The organism is Lactonifactor longoviformis DSM 17459, assembly GCF_900129135.1.
Taxonomy (GTDB): domain Bacteria; phylum Bacillota; class Clostridia; order Lachnospirales; family Lachnospiraceae; genus Lactonifactor; species Lactonifactor longoviformis.
Genome location: NZ_FQVI01000025.1, coordinates 14,779 through 34,989 on the forward strand (window position 1 = coordinate 14,779; position 20,211 = coordinate 34,989).

Consider the following 20,211-nt stretch of genomic DNA (forward strand, 5'->3'; position numbering starts at 1 on the left):
TGCACAGGCCGCCGGCCTTAGGCCGGTCTCCTGTGCACCCTACATCATTCCCGCCAGTACAACACTGGCAATAATCCCTGCCACAGTAGCCATCAATGCTCCTGTGAGCGTGTATCTCGTTTTCTTTACCTTTGCAGTCATAAAGTAAACGGACATGGTATAGAAAATCGTCTCTGTACAGCTCATCATAATTGATGCAATCAAACCTATCTTTGAGTCGGTTCCAAATTCCTTAAACACATCAAGCACCAACCCCGTTGCCGCGCTGGAAGAGAACATACGCACAATCGCAAGAGGCACAAGCTGAGACGGGAAACCTATATATCTGGTCCACTGCCCTATGAGATCTCCCAGGAGATCCAGGAAGCCTGACGCCCTGAGGATCCCCACACCTACCATAAGGCCCACCAATGTAGGCAGAATCTGAACCACTGTCTTAAGACCGTCCTTTGCCCCTGTGACAAAATCCTCGTAGACATTCTTTTTCATGAGAATGCCGTAGCCCACAATATAAAAGATTACCAGCGGAATAATCAGGTCTGAGATATAGAGTAAAATCTTCAATATAAACCCTCTGTACTGTCTTGTCTATTTATTTTACTCCGCCGCTCTCAAAAAAAGAACACCTTTTACGCTGCACTCCCATTCCCGTTGTTCCGCTTAGGGCTGCCTGCCTTGCATGCATGCTCAAATTCTTTTAGTTTCTGCCTGGCTTCCGGGCTCAGATTTCTGGGCACCTGAATCTGTATTGTCACATACTGATCCCCGCGCACATGTGGATTTTTCACAGAGACAACCCCCTTTCCCCGGAGACGGATCTTCGTCCCGGACTGCACGCCCTCGCGAATTTTGCACACCACATTTCCGTCAATGGTAGGAACAGTAGCCTCCCCGCCGAACACTGCGGTGGTAAAAGGAATCTCTGCAGTGGTATAGATATCCATGCCTTCCCGCCGGAATCCCGGCTTTTCACCCACATGCACCTTTAAAAGCAGATCCCCCGGTTCCCCGCCCCCAAGCCCGGAAAGTCCCTTGCCCCGGAGCCGGATGCTTTTGCCATCCTCTATCCCTGCAGGAATATGAACCTGGAGCGACTGCGCTTTGCCCCCTGGTGTCTCCGGATTCTGAAGAGTGATGATCTTATCGCACCCAAAGGCCCCTTCCTCAAATGAGACCGATAGCTCCGCGTGAAGATCCGCTCCCTTTGACTGAAAGCCCTCCCGGGAAAATCCGCTGTATCTTTTTCCATCTCTTCCGCCGAACACATCTCCAAAAATGTCCCCGAAAATATCACCCATATCGCCGCCCTCAAAGTGAAATTCCCGGTAGGTGCCGTCAGGGCTGCTGTATGCATTCCCATATCCGCCGGTATCTCCCGGTGTTCCCTCCAGACCGGCATGGCCGAACTTATCATAGAGCTTCTTTTTTTCCGGATCGCTCAAAACCGTGTAGGCCTCAGTGGCTTCCTTAAACCGTTCTTCTGCCGCTTTATTTCCCGTGTTTGTATCCGGATGATACGTTTTTGCAAGTTTGCGGTATGCTTTTTTAATCGCCTGTTCATCGGCATCTCTGCCAATTCCTAAAACTTCGTAATAATCCCGTTTTCTTTCCATTACTGCCACCTCCCTGCTGTGCAGTCAAAAATATTCCCCGGGAAGATTCCCGGGGAAACACAATATATTCTTATATGAAATACCCGGTATCCTCATAAGCTGCTGTTCTTATTCAATACCTGATCGCCGAATATAACACTATATTACAGTGATCATCTGCGACATTTGGCTTTTGTTATATCTGTAATATAACAGCTATATTTCCTTTTGTCAAGGGAATAGGCGAAAAATAATTAATCTTATTCTATCTTCCCCATCCCCTCCACAATCTCACGTGTTTTCCAGGTTTTCAGAATTCCCAGGGAAAGCAGCATGCTTATCAGAAGGGCAATCAGAGATACCAGGAAAAATGCCGGGTAGTTATACCGAAAGGGATGACCGAAGGCACGCATATCGGAAATTTTGTAGAGGTACCTCAATGCCGGATGTGAGATAAGAAAAGCCGCAGCTATGGACACCGCGCACAGCATCGTATTTTCAAACACCATCATCCGCTTTGTCATGGCCACGCTCATTCCAATTGCCCGGAGCATACATACTTCTCTGGTCCTTGTCTGCATACGGTACCTCAGGTTGTTTATCATATTGATCATCACTAAAATAAAAGCAATGACGGATATGCCATAGACATAAACCATCTGTTTCTGATAGAAGGCTTCATTCTGGCGGATTTCCGACAGTAAGCTTCGGGCAGACACATTATCATTTTGACTGCTTATCTTTATCAGCCGCCTCTCCAGCTCCATCTGCCTGGACAGGGACATTTGGTTCCCGCTGTCCGCATACATGCACTGAATTTTGCTGTCAGGGGCAATCTTTTGGATCTGCTCGCCGCTGGTGATCAGCAGGGGGTAGACAGTCCGGTTACAGTCATACATATACGCAAAGGATACTATGGCTGCAACCTTATATGTTTTATAAACATATTCCGCACGGGTATCTGTCAGATCGTCATACTCCAGAGTGCCCGTATCCAGATCCTTCCGGTATTTAATCTGTATCTCATCCCCCACACGGTATTCCATCAGGGGCGTGCCTTCTTTGTAGAAGCCAGGATTTTTATTCTCCTTCGTGTCATCCGTCCGGAGCACAGAGAGAATCACCTCATCCTCCCCTATTTTCTCCGGGTCAAAATCCCCGGAAATCACATGGCTTTTCAATGCCGTCAGTGCCTCTTTGTTATATCCGTACAGGATAGATTTGTACACCTGATTTCTCCCGTCATATCCCGCGTCCCCGTATCCGTAGGTGTCCCTCAGCCTCTTGTTGTGTTCCTCATAATAGCTGTCATTTCTTTTTCTGCCATCCTCATCCACAACACGCACCGGGATGCCGGATGCTGTCTTCACTGCTGTAATCTCCGGGATCTGTTCTATCTCCTTGGCACTTTCTCTGGATATCCCCTCCCGGTGGCTGCCGAAGGCCTGCATGGTCACGGCATACTGTCCGTTTAAATACCACATTTCCTCTGTATCTCTGCGGTATGTCTCCAGCGTCTGTGCCCGGTACGCAAGGCCTGCAAACAAGGTCACACCCAGGCAGACCGTCAGAACTACAAAGGCGCTGGTCTTCCTGTCCCTGAAAATATACTTGCATGCCATCTGAAAAAGGGTGCCTGTCTTACTGCCGGACTTCCCTAAGGCAAAAACACTTCCGCTTTTCTTTTCCTCCCTGCAGGAACGCCCCCCGGATATGGTTTCTGTCACAGACGCCAGCGCAATCTTTCTCCCAGTCATCCATCCCACCGTTCCGATTAAAAGGGCAGTTACGGCCACACAGATGAGGATCAGCCACACAGGTATCACCGGAGCAAAACCTACCTTTTCATTAAATAAATAGATTTCCATATCCCGATCCCCGGAGATTGCACTGATAAAGATCGACACCAGCAGTCCCGCTCCGATGCCTGCCGGTGCCCCTGCACAGTAGATCAGAAGGAGTTCGGATAAAATCATTCTCTGGAGCTGTCTTCGTTTCATGCCCACAGCTCTTAAAATGCCGTACTGTTTTTCCCTTGTGATAGATGCAATCCGGTAAACCCCATAGAATACCACCATACAGATCACCAGAATTACACTGATCACCTTTACATCTGTCCGGTATAACTCCCGGAAATCCTCTCTTGCAGGACAGGTACGGATCTGCCCGCTTTGTATGCCCAGCTCCTTGCACAGCTCCTTGGTTCTGGAGTTATAATTTACCCCCTCCCGAAACTGCAGATACACAAGATAAGGGTCTTCCGTATGCTTATCCAGAGGCGTATACAGCTGGAGCACTCCATATTTTTTATTTGCCGGCATATCGGACAAGATGCCAACCAGCGTAACTTTCCTCTCCTCCCCCGTTTCCGGGTCTGTGATGGCAAAGCTCTGGTTGACCGATGGTTCTATGCCCAGATTCAAAAGGGCCCATTTCTCTGCGGCTACTTCTCCTTCCTGTGCGGGCAGTCTGCCCTCTATGGTCTTTGCCATCATGGTAATCAGCGCGTCATCCCCTTTGACGAGAAACATAGTCTGATGGTTGCGCTGAAATGTATAGCGGCCGCCTTGCTCCACTGCCAGCCTCTGAATACTCCTGTCCTCCTTCAGCTGCTTCACTTGCTGTTCTGACAGATCTTCTATATAACAGTCTGAGGGGGTAAACTGCGCCTTTGCCTGTATGTTAGCAATTCTGTGATTGGTATGGAGCAAAACCAGCATGGCAGTCAGGAGTGTAAAGGTCAGGGCAAAACTTAGAAAGATAGCAAGGGTGTTCTTCTTATAGCTTTTAATAAATTGCAGGTGCAGTCTGCTGTCTGTTTCTCTGTCTTTCATTCTTCCACCTGCCTTTTTACAAGCCTTCCGTCCTCTATCCGGAGAATCCGATCCGCAAGCTGTGCAATTTCCTCGTTGTGGGTAATCATCAGGATCGTCTGCCGGTACCTGGCACTTGAAATTTTAAGCAGTCCCAGCACATCCTGACTGGTTTTTGAATCCAGGTTTCCTGTAGGCTCGTCAGCCAGAACAATGGCCGGTTTGGCCGCCAGAGCCCTGGCAATGGCAACTCTCTGCTGCTGGCCCCCGGACAGCTGGCCGGGAATGCTCTTTTGCTTTTCCCGAAGCCCCAGAATCCCCGTGATCTCCAGGATATACTCCTCGTCCACCCTTTTTCCGTCCAGCTTCAGGGGTAATATAATATTTTCCCATACATTTAACATAGGGATCAGATTGTACTGCTGAAAAATAAAACCAATCTTCCTGCGCCGAAAGACGGTAAGCTCATCATCCGACAGTTCCTGAAGCTTTCTGCCGTCAACCGTTACTTCTCCCCCGGTAGGTATGTCCAGGCCTCCGACCATATTTAAAAAGGTAGATTTTCCGCTCCCTGAGGATCCTACGATTGCGGCAAATTCTCCTTTTTCTATGGTGAGATCAATGCCGTCCAGGGCGCGAACCTGAGTCTCCCCTTTTCCATATACTTTTGTCAGTCCTTTTACTTCCAATATGTTCATGTTTTGGTACACCTCCGCAAAAGAAAATAGTCTGTATCTTATATACAGACTATACCATGTCAATATCTCAAACCTGTTTCCGGAATGTCTCACTTCTGAGATATTTCTTCTGTCAGCAGGAAAAGAGAGAATACACTTCCCCTGCCCTCCCTGGAGGCAAGTTTTATATATCCATTTTGAGCTTTCATCACTTCTCTGGCAAGGTACAGCCCAATCCCCAGTCCGGGTTCTCCGCTCACTCCGGGGGATCGGTAAAATCTGGAGAAAACGCTGGCCTGTTCCTCCTCCGGGATCCCAATCCCCTGATCTGCCACACGGATACATACAAAAAAGGAATAAGCCTCTGCAGAGACAACAATCTCACCTCCGCAGGGCGTGTACTTAATGGCATTGTCAACCACATTTGCCGCCGCCTCTATGGTCCACTTTAAGTCGAACACAGCGGTTTCCTCTGTGGGTTCCACGGTCAGCCGGACCCCCTTCTGCTCCGCCTTCGGCATAAACTGCTGCTGTAAGGCCCTTAATACAGGCTGAAGCTTTTGTTTTTCCATATTTACTTTTATAATCCCCGTCTCCAGGCGGGACAGCTTTACCAGGGATCCCACCAGGAATTCCAGTGTTTTGGCCTGCTCCCGGATCGCCGCTGTCCAGCCCGCCGCCTCCGGGCTTCCGTCTGATTCCTGCAGCACCAGCCATTCTTCCAGCAATTGTGAATACAGCACTATATTTGAGATGGGAGTTACCGATTGATGGGAGATATCGGATATCTGCAGCTGTATCTGCTCTTTCTCCCTGGAAAGCTTCTGGTATGCCATCTCATTGTCACAGAGGTACCGCCACATGGTGTTTTCTATAGCCGATACACCGGTCTCATCCAAATGCTCATCCTGGAATCTGCCGTCTATGGCGTCATCCAGCATCTGCTGTATCCGGCGGATGATTCTTTTCTCCCGTGCCCGAAAGAATATCACAACCCCAATACAGGCGCCAAGCAGAACGACTGCCACACTTGCAGATACAAGTATCAGTACCTCTGACTTCATCTATGCTCCCCCTGCTTTCTGTACTTATTGTTTCGCCCAGATATACCCTATGCCGTATACCGTTTTGATGCATTCCGGGGCGCTGGGGGAATCCCCCAGCTTATTCCGCAGGCGGTTGACCGCAACCGTAAGGGCATGTTCATCCACAAACTCGGTATCCCCCTGCCAGACAGTATCGATCAGCCGGCTTCGGCTCACACTTTTCCCTTTATGCTCCACCAGGCACCGGAGCAGACGCTGTTCTGTTTTGCTCAGGTCGATCCCGCGGCTTCCCTTCATAAATTCCATCTTCTCAAAGTCAAAGCAGTACTCCCCGCATTTGAATACAGCTCCCGTGCTTTTTCCCTCCCGCAGCTGTACTCCCACCCGGGCACGAAGGACCATGAGGCTGAAGGGTTTTGTGATGTAATCGTTTGCCCCGGATTCCAGCCCCGTCACAATATCCATTTCCATATTATTTGCAGTTAGCAATATAATAGGCGTCCTGTCAGAACGGCGGATCTCCTCCATAAAATCAATCCCGCTGCCGTCCGGCAGATTCACATCCAGGAGGATCAAGTCGGGGCGCTGTTCTCTCCATCTCTCTCTTGCCTGCTGCAGGGTAAACGCCTGCACGCAGCAATATTCACTCCGCAGGGCAATACTTATCCCGTTATTAAGATTTTTATCATCTTCCACAATCAGAACCTGCTTCATATACTGTCCTTCACTCCTGTCACATGGCAATTGCTTTTTTGCCGCCCATGACTCTCATCATATACGTACCTAAGACTAACCATATCATAAAAAGGACCATTCTGCAAAACCATCCTTTTCCATTTATTCATCCTCTGCTGTTTTTTCATGAGCTATTCTGACTCTAATCAGCAGCAAGATGTAAAGGATACCTCTCTTCTGCCTCCAGGCAGTATACAGGATATGGAAGCTCCCCGCCCATCTTCCGGCAGCTCTCCACAGTACTTTTTATCCAGCCCTCCTCGTCTTCACCCGGAGAAGGAAAATGCACCAGAAATATATGCTCCGGCCGGTAATACTCCAGCAGGCACTTTCTCGCGCCGGGCAGCCCAAGGGCGGGAAATGGGGCAATCAGAACCCTCAGTTTCCCGCAGTACTCCCGCAAATGGCCGTACAGTCTGCGGTCGGGCTTCGCATCCCCCGAAACAAACAGCGCCTGCCCCTGATACTGAAGCAGTACGCTGTAATGGCGTACGTCCCGGTAGACGTTGCCCATATGTTCTGTGGACAGCAGATATAGAGTCAGTACACCGTATCTGCCCACAAAATCCCGGTCAGACAGTCTCTCCTTTTTCAGAAAGCGGGAGGCACTGACGCCGGCTTCTGCCAATATGGAAAGGATATCATCCCCCGCCAAAACCAGGGCAGAACTGTGGGTTTTCAGATAAGCAGAGACCTTTTGGGGATGGAAATGGTCTCTGTGGTTATGGGTGATGACAAGCAGTCCTATCTCAGGGCAGCCGGCATCGCAGAGAAGCTTTTGTTCCAGCGTCTCCGGCATAGGCTGATAGGGCTTAATCTCCCGTCCGGTAAATACATCAATTCCAACCCACTGTCCTTCAAGTTTTAATATGACTCCTGCATTTCCTACGTGAAAAAAATAATCCATGTTCGACCTCTCTTTTGCCTTCCCCATTCCCAGATTCCTGTTTACAGATCTGCAGATGAAAGCCATGACACTGCTTCCCTGACCCGTTCCCTCTGCTGCTCTGAACCGCCTGCGCGGAGGATATCTTCCTCCGTCACGTCACCCATATCAAGCCTTTTCCCTGTCACCAGACGCTCAAATGCCTGCGGGAGGCTTGCATCCAGGCAGTCTGAATACATTTTAATCTCCAGGATGCGCAGACCTGACCCCTTTATCCAAAGATCCGCCTCCCCCCACGAAAAACGTCTGGTGCATCTTATCTCACACTCCGGCGACTTTCCGTATCTCCATTCCCAGGAGGCATGCCATTCCTTTGTGCGATTGATTTCAGATAACGGAAATTCCTGATCCTTTAATTTTTGAACGCTCCCATATTCTTTACCGAAGCTTTCTATTAATGCGCCTTTCAGTCCCTCAACGGTAAGTTCCGGCAGGATATCCCTCAGGCTGCACACCCGGGAGCGCACAGACGAAACACCTTTTGCCCTGAGCTTATGAGAGGAAGGGGTCAGATAACGCTCCATGTTTTGCAAGTCCACATCCACCATTAAAGTACCGTGATGTACTCTGCAGCTTCCGGTATTGGAAAAAGCATTGCCAGAGAATTTGCATCCATTTTCCGCCAGCAAATCATTTCTCCCCGAAAATTCAGCGCGCAGGCCGTAGGTTTTTAGGGCGTCTGTCACTACTCTCATCTGCCGTTCCAAATCATAGACCCTTGGATCTGCCAAAAATGTAAAACACAGATTCCCAAGATCCTGGTATACGGCGCCCCCTCCTGTTGTTCTTCTGGCCAGGAACCCGCCTTCTTCCTCCAGCAGTTTTGCCCTGCACTCCAAAAGCGCATTCTGATTCCTGCCGATTACTACTGTTTTGTCATTCTGCCAAAGGTATAGGATCACATCATTTTTCTCTATTCTGGAACCCAGATACGTTTCTACTGCCAGATTGTGCCACGGATTACAAGATTCTGTCTGATAATAGTAATGCCCCACACGCTCACTCCCTTCTGCAGCCGGACGGTCTTTGAGAGCCGGATACCTTTAATAAACGGCATCCTGGAGTTGTCTCAGCTCATAGATGTAGGAGCTCTCATCCATAGCAAGCATGTCATAGGTGATCACCTCACCCTTCTTAATGTCTTTTTTTACCACTGTATTCTTGTTGATCAGTCCGATGGGTACTGCATTCATCTTTTTGGCTGTATCGTATGCTTCAATCATCCCATACACGGTGTATCCCCCGATGTAGTCCAGGGGCTCTCCGGCCCTGAGATCCCGTTTTGCCAGGGTGATGACCTCACATACCGGCTTTCCCAGGGGCGCAATGGTAGCCATCTTGTCGATAGACGCCATAGCCACAGAGAGCGGCGTCTCAAGACTGCATAGATGGAAGGGGCGGAACAATGTGTAATTGGGGCCGTCTCCCATTCTTAAATACCGCATTTCCCCATTTACCTCGCCGTTCTCGTGAGCTATAATGGCAAACACCCCGGGGGCAACTCCATTGACATATTCAACCACCCCGTAGCGGTCCAGGATCCCGCCCTCTTCCTTGGACAGAAAGGTACCGGCAAGGCCGTCTACATCTGTGGATGGACCATGGGCACCCCGGATATCGCAGGTCATGCCTGTCGAGTTCGCCATAGCAGTCATCTCCACCATTGTCTTTGTTCCGTCTTTAAAAGAGCAGAGCATCTTAGGCGCAAGCCCCAGGCTTTTTGCCTCCTCCGCGACGGTATCCGGAGTGGACTCCCTGTTTATCTTATGATTCTGTCCCTTTCCGATTACCCGCACCTGGAATCCCATTGCCTTTGCAAAATCATAATACTCTTTGACGGCACCAGGCTCGTCTCCCGCGGATCCAGTATACACGACACCCTTTTTGTCCGCAAGAGTTTTCAGGTAGGATCCAATAGTAACATCTGTCTCCACATTCAGCATTACGATATTTTTTCCGTTCTCGATAGCCTCCACGGCCAGACGCGCTCCCACCTCAGGGACGCCGGTGGCGTCTACTACCGTTGAAATCCCTTCCGCCTGTGCAACCAGTTTAAAGTCCTCCGTCACAACAAACTTACCGTTTTTTAATGCCTCGTTTGCTTCCTTCAGATCATTGGTGACAATAAACTGTTCTCTGGTTAATCCTGCATTTTCATAGGCTGATACGGCATTCTCTAACCGGATATCCGAAATAATCGCAGGCCTCATGCCAGGCATACCGGCCATCTGATTGATCATGCCCTTACCCTGGTTTCCGGCTCCTACCACGCCCGCATATACGGGTTCCCCCTCTTCCTCCAGCTTCAATAACTTGTAATTCAGTCCAAACATATTGCTTTTTCTCCTCTCTTTATCTGATTACCACCATTTAATCTGATCCGTTATGTGGGTACGCAGCTGAATAAATGCAGGATCCGTAAAATCCCGGGGTCTCGGAAGTTCCACTTCTATCTCCTCCTTAATCGTTGCCGGTTTATTAGTCAGGATCAGCACCTTTTCTGCCAGATACACAGCCTCTTCTATGTTGTGGGTAATAAATACAACTGTGCTTCCCGTTTCTTTCCAGAGACGTATCACCTCGTCTTCCAGATAATACCGAAGTTTTATATCCATCTGCCCGTAGGGCTCGTCCATAAGCAGCAAGTCGGGATTCATGACAAATGCCCGTCCTATGATAATGCGCTGCTCCGAACTCACCGACAGCTGGGAGGGGTATGCATTTCTGAATTTGGTCAGCCCAAGCAGCTCCAGCATATTGTCTACCCTCCGCTTGATTTCATCCGGAGGGAGCTTTTTTATTTTCAGGCCAAAGGCCAGATTCTCTTCCACTGTCAGCCACTGAAATGCCGACGGCTCCTGAAATACAAAGGCCAGATTATGTTTTTTCGGATCCGCCGGTTCCCCGTCTATCAGGAGTTCCCCTGAGGTGGGCTCTATCAGCTTTGTCAGCAGATTCAGAAATGTTGTTTTGCCGCACCCGGTCGGCCCTACGACACAGACAAATTCCCCTTTTCTAATGTTAAAAGAAATATCATTGAGCACCAGGAGATCATCAAATTTTTTCGTCAGGTTTTTTACTTCCACCTTAACTTCACGGTTATTGCCCATCATTAACACCTCTCGTCCTTCCATAATTAAAGAGCCAAATCCGTATTCGCCGCAATCACCTGCCTGATATGCAGAAAATTGGGGTCTACATTATTTCTGGGCCGGGGTAAGTCTATCTCATATATTTCTTTTACGCGGGCAGGACACTCGCTGAATAAGACGATGCGGTCTCCCAGATACGCTGCTTCCTCAATATTGTTTGTCACAAAGATAATGGTACGCTTTTCCTGTTCCCAGATTCTTATGAGTTCGTCCTCCATGGCATACCTGGTCTGGGCGTCCAAAGCCCCGAAAGGTTCGTCCATCAGCAAGATCTCCGGGTTATTGGTGTAGGCGCGGGCGATTCCCACCCGCTGCTTCATACCTCCGGAGAGCTGGCTGGGGTAAGAATTCTCGAATCCCGACAGGCCTACCAGATCAATATATTTCTTCGCCCGCTCCCGCCTGGTCTTTTTGTCCTCCCCGGCCATCTTAGGGCCCAGCTCCACATTCTGCATCACCGTCTTCCAGGGCATGAGTCCTGTTTTCTGAAATACCATCCCCACGGCGCCGTGGGAACCCCGAACTTCTTTTTCATCCAGATAAAAACTGCCCGACGAAGGAGCCTCCAGCCCCGCTATCATATTCAGCAGTACCGTTTTGCCGCAGTGGCCGGGCCCCAAAAGAACAAGGAATTCCCTATCCTGAACCTCCAGAGACACCTCATGTACCGCCTCGAATTCACCCTCCGGCGTATGGTATATCTTTGTCAGTTTGTCTAACCTTAACCTTATTTTTTTCTCAGCCATGGGCAAATCATCCTTTCCACAAATGATATAAATACTGCAAGCAGGGCGCCTACAATGCCGATGGCAATCATCGCCACAAGAACCAGCGCAGTATCACCGCTGTCCATCCCTCTGGTAATCAGAAAACCTACACCTGATTTTGCCCCCAGCATCTCCGCCGCCAGCACAACCATCCAACCGGTGCTGATAGAAGTCTTAATTCCCGCGAGAATGGTAGGCAGCGCTGAAGGTACAGCAATCTCAAACAAAAGCTGCCTGGAATTGGCATGGAATACCGTTCCCACATCCAGGTAAAGCTGTTCCACGCGCTCCATTCCTGACTGTGTGTTTACGATCACCGGAACTATGGAACCGATTACTACAATTAATATTTTTGGGGTCTCGCCAATCCCAAACCATATGGTAATAAGAGGGATCCACGCCAAAGGGGGAATGGGACGCAGCATATTAAATATGGATCCAAAAACTGACTTGCCGGTCCTGCTCCAACCGATTAGAATCCCGAATAAGATACCCGCAGACCAGGAAATTAATAAGGCTGTCATAACTCTGCGCAGGCTGGCCAGGATGTGTCCGAAAAAGCTGAGTCTCATAATAGGCTTGTCAAATGTATCCGCAAACCTGGACCAGGTCTCTGCCGGTGTGGGGATCAGATCCGGCCGATTCCCGGAAACTCCCATCCACAGGACCAGGAGGCATGCAATAGAGACAGCCGGCAGAACAGCATACAGAATTTCTAAAAACAGATTTCTTTGCTTCATCGTGTTCTACCTCCCCATTTCACAATTTTCTTCTCCGCGAATTCCAGCAGCGCTGTCATAATAGCCCCGATAACGCCGATCACCAGCATGCCCAGAACGATAATATCCGGTCTGGCAAAGGCGCGCCCCATAAGGATCATGTAGCCCAGTCCCGCACTGGAGGCAAGCATTTCGGCCGCCACCAGTGTAGACCATGAATTCCCCAGGGCTACCCGGATTCCGGCAAAGGTAATGGGAAGGGAGGAAGGAATTCCTACTTTTATAAAAATCGTAAAGTTGGTGGCGCCAAATGTTTTCGCCACATTGATGAGTACAGGGCTGGTCTGCTTGATTCCCGTATAAGAATTAATCACACAGGGAATAAACGCTGAGAAAAATATAATAAATGCCTGTGCCTTCAGTCCAATCCCCAGCCACAGGATCGTTAAGGGGATCCAGGAAATAGGGGGAATGGGGCGTATGATTTCAAACAGGGGGGTGACAAAGCGATCCACCCACCGGTACCACCCCATAAGCCAGCCCAGTGGAATTCCCAGAATTAATGCAGTGAAAAGCCCCAGCAGAGACACCCGTAAACTGGAAAACACATTGACCTGCAGCGTATTGCCGTCCGGCGCTGTCTCAGCAATTTTTACAAAAAACAGCTTTATAATGTCTGTAGGCGCCGCCAGATACTTGGAATTAATAATACCGCTTACTACCAGCAGCTGCCAGATGACAAAAAAACCGGCAATTCCCAACACTGACAGCAAAGCGTACTTTGTACTGCCGTCCGCGAATTTATTTTTCTTTGTTTTTTTATCCATTGTCATTTCCTCTATGATTATGAGTTAATAATTCCATCTTCCGGCCTCTGTCATTTCCTTGTGAACCTCTTGGGCAATGCTTGGATCAAACATGTTGTTGTCCAGCACGAATTCCCGATCTTTGTCTGTATACTTTCCGGTGTTAATAAAAAAGTCCAGGGTGACCAGCAGATCAGATTCGGCCTTGGTAACCGCCCGCTTTGTGTAAGGCTCATACTCTACGGTAGTATCCAGCTGTTCCATGACATCATCCAGCGTCGGGCTGTTTCTCCTTTCGCAGATATATTTTGCAGTTTCCTCGTCACAGGCAATCCCCTCAATCTCACAAGTTTCCAGATAGTATCCTTCTGCCTCTTCCATATTGTCCGCAATCCACTCGCTGGCTCTGTAATATACTTCATAAAACTTTTTAACAGCATCCCTTTTATTTTCCAGGGCGTCTGCCGTTGCGCAGATACCGCATTCAATTAAGTCACCTGTAATATCCAGACCGCTGACCTTTTTGTATCCTGCCTTCTCAGCTTCCAGAGCTACGGAAAGGGACAGACACACACCATCTCCCTCACCGGCTTTGAAGGCGGTGAATCCTGTGCTGTTATCCATATTGACCATTGTAATATCCTTATCTTCCAGTCCAAGGAGAGACAGGGTGGAATTCAGCACTATATTTGTGGTGGTGCCCACAGGGAGCAGCCATTCCGTTCCGGCCCATTCTTCTGCTGTACCATATAATTCCTCTGCTCCCTCTACCTTTCCTTTTCCGGCTTTATAGATGGGAGAGTCCTCACGGGTGTACAGATTCAAAACCGCATCATATTCGCAGTTGCCGATGCAGTACACATCATATCCCAGCATACCCACGAGAACTCCGGGGCTGCCTGTGGTAGCAATATCCCAGCTCTCATTGGCCTCCATCATGGCGGGACCGCTGGTAAAGGAAGAATACTCCAGATCAATATTCAGTTCATCAAACCAGCCCTTTTCGTCCGCAATATAAATGGGGAGGGAATGCATAACTCCGGAGAAATATGCAATATCCAGAGTCTGTCTCTCGTCCAGGGGCTCTATATCCCAGGTTGTTTTAGAGTCTTTTGGGGCCGTTGCTTTAGTTTCCTTTTTGGAGGAAGATCCCTCACCGCATCCTGCAATACCTCCCATCGCCAATGACATTGCCAATGTAAACGCCAGCACCTTTTTCATAGTTTTTTCTCCTTTCTATGTTTGCTTTTTCTTAGTGGTTTACATATATTGCACAAAATTATAGACACAAATTAGTATAATAATCAGCATGACCGCAATAAAAAGCTTATTCACTGTATGTGAATCAATTTTACTGTTCACTCTTCTCCCCGCTGCTCCCCCTAATATTCCAAATATCACCATTCCCAGCAGAAGCGCCGGACGGACAGCCGGCAAATTCCCTTTCACCGCTGTGAAAATCAAACTGCTGACCTGGGATATGAGTATAATATATAAGGAATTCTGAACAGCCACTTTTGTCTCCATGGAGAAGCAAAAGTAAAGAAGAACCAGATTGATCGGTCCCCCTCCAATTCCTAAAAAAGAGGACATAATCCCTAGTATAATTCCTATGCATGCACAGATACTTTTGCCGGTAATGTGCCTTGTGTGAATTCTATGTTTTTGCAGTGTATAGCACAGTGTCCCTATGGTAAGGACAAACAGGGCCGCGGACTGAACCGCGCCGATCCGCCCCGCATCAGAAAACCAGCGGTTCAGTGCTTCGAAGAGGCATTTTCCCAGGCAGCCGCCTGCGGCTGCCCCTATCCCCAGATACGTACTGACTTTATAGTCAATACGGGAGTCCCCCTTAACATGAACGCTTACTACGGAATAGCATGTCATGGACAGTACCGTACACCCTGATAAGAAGCTGACAGTGCCCGCATCCATGAGCTGAAAAGAATCCAGTACGGGTTTTATAATTACTCCGCCTCCGATTCCGCAGACAGCGCCAAGAACAGAAGCCAGAAAACTGATCAGATAAATTATGAGCAGCGAGGAGTCATACATTTTGCAGATCATCATCCTTCATACACAGATGAACAGCCCCCAGCTTAAATGTCTTGGGAAGTGCCAGTATCTTCGGATCTCCGCCCACATATTTCTTTTTCGCGTCTGCCAGTGCCTCCTCAAAGGTTGCTCTCGTCTTAAGTCCCATTCCCCGGGCAATTCCCGGCTCCTGGGCTCCCACAATATAGATCGCCGATGTATTTTCCTCTGCGATATGCCCGCAGCTCATCATGCTGAATCCATGGAAGGGGTGGAACGCGTTGGCAAAACGGTATTTCCGGATATATTCTTCCTTTGTGGCAAAGTACTCTCCGTAGCGGTTCATGTCCGGCAGAATATTCATATAGTCATGCTGAAACAACTCATACAATTCCCTCAGATACGGCCACCTTTCATCGTGGAAGTAGCCGTTGCAGACCGAGGAACAGATAATCACGCACCGGTCGCTCATAATACGTTTATGCCGGATCACCTGGGCAGACAGTGCCTGCATCATCTGAATGGGATTGGTTCCCATGCCGTTTCCGTAGTGGAAGTCCTGAGGCATACCGAACACCAGAACATTATATTTCTGCTCGGCAAAGGGTACATAGGTTCTGATATTTGCTGTCTTCCAGCTTCGCCTCTGCATCTCGGCAGCATAGCCGGAATTAATCTCTATCTGTCTGGAATACGTATCCAGCACTGCGTCACAGCAGAAAAATGGATGTCCCATCTTTTCTTCCATGTGCCTGCCAATCTCGTCAAACTTCGTCCGCATCAGGGAATGCCCGGAGACCGGCGTAAAGTCCGGACGGTGCATCACCTGGGGGACATGGTGGGACGCAATGCTTCTCCAGTGGGTAATGCCTGTGGAGCAATGTTTGTATCCCCCTGAATATCCCCCGTAGGGATTTCCCTGGGTATGGCCTATGAGTATAGGGATATCACACTCGTATACATACCGGTTCATGATAACCGGATCCCCCCGTCCGGTAGTTCCCAGGTCCACCAGGTGATCATAGTCCTCCGAATCGTGACTGGTAATCTGATTCGTATAGTAGAATTCATCAAACAGTTCCTTCCCAAGGATCTGTTTCATCTCAGGCACCGTCGTTCTGGGGTGCAGTCCGTTGGAAAACAGAAGCAGAATGTCATTTTTTTCAACGCCTGCGGCATATAGCTCTTCCAGCATTACCTTAATTGCAACTTTTCTGTGGGAAGTGGCCTGGCAGCCGCCTTTCACAATATCCGGGATTACAAAAACCACCTTGCTTCCCTTATGGGCCAGCTTCCCAAGAGGCTCCATTCCAATAGGGCTGCGCACAGACTCCCTTGTGCGTTCAATAATCTCAGCTTCCGGAATATGGGGGGGATCGGGAACGGTTTCCCCGGGGATAAATACATCTGCTGTATCCGGCAGTTCGGCTGTCATTGTGCCATGCCCATACTCAAACTCAACGTTCATGCGTCCTCTCCTTTCTGTTCTCCTAAGTATAAGTGTACAATTTCCAGGTATTCCTCCGGGTAGAATCCAATGTTATCCGAAAAGTGTGTCAGTGCAATCAATCCGCCGTCAATTTCCTCAATGGATGCCAGCATCTTTGCATTATCCGCCTTTAGGCCTCCGCCGTATACCACGTCCATGCCGTCCGTTTTTTCTTTAATAAATCTCGCAACCTTCGTTATGTACTCTTTACCGGCCGGCGTCTTCCCGGGGCCTATGGACCATATGGGCTCATATCCGATGACAACACCCTCTTTGTCCACACCTTTCAGCCCTGTCTCCAGCTGTTCCCCCAGAACCTCTTCCCACCGGTACTGCTCCGCAGCTGATTCACCAATACAGTACAGAACCTTTAGGCCTGCCGCCTGGGCACATAAGATTTCTTCGTTCAGCAGGCCATTTACCGCTATGGGATCCGATATCCCGGCTTTTTTCAGCACTCCCTTTTTGTCATTTCGCTCCTCGCAGTGGCCGATTAAAGTGGCCCCGCATCCCATGGCCTTCACAACAGACGCAGTACGGTTTGTAGTAAATGCGCCGAAGTTCCCTCCTACGGCAGCATCCTCTCTGTAGACACCCTGGCTTCCTATGATTACCGGACTGTCCTTTTCCAGAGCCTCCACCGCATTCATGAGATGTGCCTCCGGAAAAAAATGGATAAACTCGGCCTCCTCCTTTCTGTATTTTTTTAGTCCTTCCTGGGTGTTTTTTATTATATAAGAAGCCCATTCCGGCAGCTCTGCAAGACTGTTTACACCCCCGTATTCCTTGGTAATATCGAATCTTTTCAGGTTCAAAAAAATATGCTTCATGCTTTACCCCCTTGTCTTTCTATTGCCCGTATGTATGGCACGGTTCTGCGCCGCCAAAGCTGCCTCCCGGACACATTCACTCAGCGTAGGATGCGCATGAATAGTATCAATGAGCTCATCTGCAGTAGCCTCCAGTTTTATAGCCAGGGCAGCTTCGGCGATCAGCTCCGTAGCCTGCGGCCCGTATACATGTACCCCCAGCAGCTCACCGTATGGTTCCCCCGTCAGTACTTTGACCATCCCGGTGTCCTGCCGGTAAATTAAAGCCCTGCCGTTGGCTGCCATAGGAAATACTCCGGCCCGATATGATATATTTTTTTCCCGCAGCTCTTCCTCCGTGAAGCCCACACCTGCCAGCTCAGGAAAGGAATATACTCCGCCCGGACATATACTTCCGTCAAAGCTGCGGGACCCTCCCATGCAATTTTCAGCTGCAATTATCCCCTGCTCTGACGCCGCGTGGGCAAGCATCAACTGTCCGTTGCAGTCTCCCACCGCATAGATATTCTCAGCGCTGGTTCTCATAAAAGCATCTGTCAGAATTGCTCTTTCCGCCCTGACGCCTGCTTTCTCCAGATTCAGCCCTTTCAGGCTCGCCTTTCTTCCTATACATAAGAGTATTGTTTCCGCTTCCAGGGTTATCTGTGTATGTTCCTGCTCCACACAGCAGGCGCACATATCACCTTTTTTCTCAAAACTGCAGACTTTCGCTCCAGTCATAATGCGAATGCCTCTGTGTTCCATGTCTGCCTTCAGCTTTTCCGACAATGTCCTGTCCATGTTAGGCAATATATTTCCTGCCATTTCCACTACTGTGATTTTGGTGCCGAACTCGTGGTACGCGGTCGCCAGTTCTACGCCGATCACCCCTCCCCCTACGATCACCATACTGTCAGGTACCTTTTCCAGAGAGAGGGCTGCCGTACTGTCAATGCAGATGTCTCCCCCGGCTCCCGGGATAGGCGGCACCAGAGGCTCAGCACCCGTTGCAAGAATAAAGAAATCACTGGAAACCCTTTGTTTTTGGCCATCCGCCATGTTGACACAGACCGTATGGGGATCCAGAAAGCCCGCCAAACCGTACAATACTCTTATTTTGTTGGTTCGCATTAACCCCTCAACCCCCAAGACCAGTCTGTCAATTACACTCCTTCTCCGTTCCTGAACCATACTCCAGTCCAGATGCGGTGAGGCCACAACGCCGATTCCGGCGGACGCTCCTGCCTCGTGATATACATGGGCACTGTCCAGCAGTGCTTTGGTGGGAATACAGCCGATATTCAGGCAGGTACCCCCCATCCGTTTCTTTTCAATCAGGGTTACTTCCGCCCCCAGCTGCGCTGCCCGTATGGCAGCCACATAACCTCCCGGGCCTCCCCCTATCACTGTAACGCTTTTCTTATCCATCTGTTCTCCCTCCGCTAGGCCAGCATCATCACCGGATCGTCCAGCAAATCCTTGATTGCCTTCAGCAATTTTGCTGCTGCCGCGCCGTCAAATACTGTGTGATCAAATGACAGAGAAATCTGCATACAGGTTCTGACACATATTTCATGTTCCACCACTGCCGCTGTCTCTTTCATACAGCCCACCCCGAGAATCAGGCATTCCGGGGAATTAATTATGGGGTCAAAGGACTCAATTCCAAACATCCCCACGTTGGAAACGGAAAAGGTTCCCCCGCTCATATCCTCCGCGGATAACTGTCCGTTTCTGGCCTTCTCTGTCAGGGATCCGAATTCACCAGCCAGTTCAAAGATTCCCTTTTGATCCGCCTTCTTAAGCACCGGAACAAGGAGTCCGTCAGGGGTATCCACAGCCACACCGATATTGATATCCTCCTTTATACAGAATCCTCCCTCCTGTGTAATACAATTCATGTGGGGATATACCCTCAGCGCAGCGGCGCAGGCTTTGACAATAATTTCGTTGTACGACACTCTGGTCTGTTTTTTTAACTTTTCGCGGAAGGCAATTAAGTTCTCACAGTCAACGGTGGTTACCAGAGTCACCCGCGGCTTATGATTCACGCTATCCAGCATATGTCTCGCAATTGCTTTTCTCCTTGGAGTAAAAGGTACGAAGACAGATGATTCCCGTGGAACAGGCGGCTCATACCTGAGAACATCCGCTTTCACAATTCTTTTTCCTTCCTCTTCCGGAGAAAGCTCCTCAATGGGAATTCCTAAGTCTTCCGCCATCTTCTTCGCCAGTGGTGAGATACGCACCTTCCCTTTTTTTCTCTCCTGTCCGGCAGCCTTTCCTCCCGGCTTCCTCTCAGGGACGTCCGCCGTACCAGGTCCCGGCTTAGGTTCTGCACTTGCTTTGTTCTGATCTGCCGTCTCCTCTGTATACTCTTCCCCCTCCTCCAGCAGGATCGCAATCTTCTCCTGACAGGGCACGGTATCCCCGGGATGTACCAGGAGCTTGTACACGATACCGCCATCTGTCGCAAAGATATCCTGAACAGCTTTGTCTGTCTCTGCCCGCAGCACAATCTGTTCCTTTTCCACCTTATCCCCGGGTTTTATGAGCCATTCGTCTATCACTCCCTCTTCCATATTCATTCCGATTTTAGGCAAAACTAAGTATTTCGGCATAGAAT

The 20,211-nt window shown here is 49.4% G+C and carries 19 protein-coding genes; all 19 read right to left on the reverse strand.

All coding sequences use genetic code 11. The features are described 5' to 3' along the window. Positions 1–39: 39 nt before the first annotated feature. A complete protein-coding gene (locus BUA56_RS17715) occupies positions 40–564 on the reverse strand; it encodes a spore maturation protein (protein ID WP_072854112.1) in 525 nt (174 codons plus the stop codon). A 65-nt stretch (positions 565–629) separates the two neighbouring features. Beyond that, positions 630–1,613 carry a DnaJ C-terminal domain-containing protein gene (locus tag BUA56_RS17720; protein WP_072854113.1) on the reverse strand — a complete coding sequence of 328 codons (984 nt, stop codon included), beginning with the start codon at positions 1,611–1,613 and terminating at the stop codon, positions 630–632. A gap of 239 nt (positions 1,614–1,852) precedes the next feature. Next, a complete protein-coding gene (locus BUA56_RS17725; RefSeq protein ID WP_072854114.1) occupies positions 1,853–4,426 on the reverse strand; it encodes an FtsX-like permease family protein in 2,574 nt (857 codons plus the stop codon). Continuing rightward, positions 4,423–5,103, reverse strand: coding sequence for an ABC transporter ATP-binding protein (locus BUA56_RS17730; protein ID WP_072854115.1), 681 nt, complete (start codon positions 5,101–5,103; stop codon positions 4,423–4,425). Before BUA56_RS17730 ends, BUA56_RS17725 begins: the two co-directional genes overlap by 4 nt. 89 nt (positions 5,104–5,192) lie before the next feature. After that, on the reverse strand, positions 5,193–6,146 hold the full coding sequence (locus BUA56_RS17735; RefSeq protein WP_072854116.1) for a sensor histidine kinase: 954 nt from the start codon (positions 6,144–6,146) through the stop codon (positions 5,193–5,195). A gap of 24 nt (positions 6,147–6,170) precedes the next feature. Then, positions 6,171–6,842 carry a response regulator transcription factor gene (locus BUA56_RS17740; protein ID WP_072854117.1) on the reverse strand — a complete coding sequence of 224 codons (672 nt, stop codon included), beginning with the start codon at positions 6,840–6,842 and terminating at the stop codon, positions 6,171–6,173. Positions 6,843–7,005: 163 nt separating this feature from the next. Next, the gene (locus BUA56_RS17745) at positions 7,006–7,770 is read right to left on the reverse strand and encodes an MBL fold metallo-hydrolase (RefSeq protein WP_139249506.1); all 765 of its coding nucleotides are present in this window, start codon (positions 7,768–7,770) and stop codon (positions 7,006–7,008) included. A 41-nt stretch (positions 7,771–7,811) separates the two neighbouring features. Beyond that, a complete protein-coding gene (gene lplA / locus BUA56_RS17750) occupies positions 7,812–8,804 on the reverse strand; it encodes a lipoate--protein ligase (RefSeq protein WP_072854119.1) in 993 nt (330 codons plus the stop codon). 48 nt (positions 8,805–8,852) lie between these two features. Further along, positions 8,853–10,142, reverse strand: a complete 1,290-nt coding sequence (locus BUA56_RS17755) for an NAD(P)H-dependent oxidoreductase (protein WP_072854120.1) — start codon at positions 10,140–10,142, stop codon at positions 8,853–8,855. Between the two features lie 27 nt (positions 10,143–10,169). Continuing rightward, on the reverse strand, positions 10,170–10,943 hold the full coding sequence (locus tag BUA56_RS17760) for an ABC transporter ATP-binding protein (protein WP_072854121.1): 774 nt from the start codon (positions 10,941–10,943) through the stop codon (positions 10,170–10,172). Positions 10,944–10,945: 2 nt separating this feature from the next. Further along, positions 10,946–11,707, reverse strand: a complete 762-nt coding sequence (locus BUA56_RS17765; protein ID WP_072854122.1) for an ABC transporter ATP-binding protein — start codon at positions 11,705–11,707, stop codon at positions 10,946–10,948. Beyond that, entirely contained in the window at positions 11,689–12,468 is a 780-nt protein-coding gene (locus BUA56_RS17770) for an ABC transporter permease (RefSeq protein ID WP_072854123.1), read from the reverse strand. The genes BUA56_RS17765 and BUA56_RS17770 overlap by 19 nt, the downstream gene beginning before the upstream one ends. Further along, positions 12,465–13,274, reverse strand: a complete 810-nt coding sequence (locus BUA56_RS17775) for an ABC transporter permease (RefSeq protein WP_423241205.1) — start codon at positions 13,272–13,274, stop codon at positions 12,465–12,467. Before BUA56_RS17775 ends, BUA56_RS17770 begins: the two co-directional genes overlap by 4 nt. A gap of 24 nt (positions 13,275–13,298) precedes the next feature. Then, entirely contained in the window at positions 13,299–14,474 is a 1,176-nt protein-coding gene (locus BUA56_RS17780; protein WP_072854125.1) for an ABC transporter substrate-binding protein, read from the reverse strand. A gap of 39 nt (positions 14,475–14,513) precedes the next feature. Beyond that, positions 14,514–15,323, reverse strand: a complete 810-nt coding sequence (locus BUA56_RS17785; protein WP_242946793.1) for a sulfite exporter TauE/SafE family protein — start codon at positions 15,321–15,323, stop codon at positions 14,514–14,516. After that, on the reverse strand, positions 15,301–16,755 hold the full coding sequence (locus BUA56_RS17790; RefSeq protein WP_072854127.1) for a lactate racemase domain-containing protein: 1,455 nt from the start codon (positions 16,753–16,755) through the stop codon (positions 15,301–15,303). Before BUA56_RS17790 ends, BUA56_RS17785 begins: the two co-directional genes overlap by 23 nt. Next, the gene (locus BUA56_RS17795) at positions 16,752–17,606 is read right to left on the reverse strand and encodes a triose-phosphate isomerase (RefSeq protein ID WP_072854128.1); all 855 of its coding nucleotides are present in this window, start codon (positions 17,604–17,606) and stop codon (positions 16,752–16,754) included. Before BUA56_RS17795 ends, BUA56_RS17790 begins: the two co-directional genes overlap by 4 nt. A 3-nt stretch (positions 17,607–17,609) precedes the next feature. Then, a complete protein-coding gene (gene lpdA, locus BUA56_RS17800) occupies positions 17,610–19,013 on the reverse strand; it encodes a dihydrolipoyl dehydrogenase (protein ID WP_072854129.1) in 1,404 nt (467 codons plus the stop codon). A gap of 14 nt (positions 19,014–19,027) precedes the next feature. Then, positions 19,028–20,206: a dihydrolipoamide acetyltransferase family protein gene (locus BUA56_RS17805; RefSeq protein WP_072854130.1), complete on the reverse strand. Its 1,179-nt coding sequence runs from the start codon at positions 20,204–20,206 to the stop codon at positions 19,028–19,030. Between the last annotated feature and the right edge of the window lie 5 nt (positions 20,207–20,211).

Bases quoted from the DNA above. Each gene is read 5' to 3' on its own strand.
- BUA56_RS17760 (WP_072854121.1), bottom strand. From the start codon at position 10,943: ATGGAAGGACGAGAGGTGTTAATGATGGGCAATAACCGTGAAGTTAAG.
- BUA56_RS17805 (WP_072854130.1), bottom strand. From the start codon at position 20,206: ATGCCGAAATACTTAGTTTTGCCTAAAATCGGAATGAATATGGAAGAG.
- BUA56_RS17770 (WP_072854123.1), bottom strand. From the start codon at position 12,468: ATGAAGCAAAGAAATCTGTTTTTAGAAATTCTGTATGCTGTTCTGCCG.
- BUA56_RS17790 (WP_072854127.1), bottom strand. From the start codon at position 16,755: ATGAACGTTGAGTTTGAGTATGGGCATGGCACAATGACAGCCGAACTG.
- BUA56_RS17785 (WP_242946793.1), bottom strand. From the start codon at position 15,323: ATGATGATCTGCAAAATGTATGACTCCTCGCTGCTCATAATTTATCTG.
- BUA56_RS17735 (WP_072854116.1), bottom strand. From the start codon at position 6,146: ATGAAGTCAGAGGTACTGATACTTGTATCTGCAAGTGTGGCAGTCGTT.
- BUA56_RS17755 (WP_072854120.1), bottom strand. From the start codon at position 10,142: ATGTTTGGACTGAATTACAAGTTATTGAAGCTGGAGGAAGAGGGGGAA.
- BUA56_RS17730 (WP_072854115.1), bottom strand. From the start codon at position 5,103: ATGAACATATTGGAAGTAAAAGGACTGACAAAAGTATATGGAAAAGGG.
- BUA56_RS17765 (WP_072854122.1), bottom strand. From the start codon at position 11,707: ATGGCTGAGAAAAAAATAAGGTTAAGGTTAGACAAACTGACAAAGATA.
- BUA56_RS17795 (WP_072854128.1), bottom strand. From the start codon at position 17,606: ATGAAGCATATTTTTTTGAACCTGAAAAGATTCGATATTACCAAGGAA.
- lpdA (WP_072854129.1), bottom strand. From the start codon at position 19,013: ATGGATAAGAAAAGCGTTACAGTGATAGGGGGAGGCCCGGGAGGTTAT.
- BUA56_RS17740 (WP_072854117.1), bottom strand. From the start codon at position 6,842: ATGAAGCAGGTTCTGATTGTGGAAGATGATAAAAATCTTAATAACGGG.
- BUA56_RS17720 (WP_072854113.1), bottom strand. From the start codon at position 1,613: ATGGAAAGAAAACGGGATTATTACGAAGTTTTAGGAATTGGCAGAGAT.
- BUA56_RS17775 (WP_423241205.1), bottom strand. From the start codon at position 13,274: ATGGATAAAAAAACAAAGAAAAATAAATTCGCGGACGGCAGTACAAAG.
- BUA56_RS17725 (WP_072854114.1), bottom strand. From the start codon at position 4,426: ATGAAAGACAGAGAAACAGACAGCAGACTGCACCTGCAATTTATTAAA.
- BUA56_RS17780 (WP_072854125.1), bottom strand. From the start codon at position 14,474: ATGAAAAAGGTGCTGGCGTTTACATTGGCAATGTCATTGGCGATGGGA.
- BUA56_RS17745 (WP_139249506.1), bottom strand. From the start codon at position 7,770: ATGGATTATTTTTTTCACGTAGGAAATGCAGGAGTCATATTAAAACTT.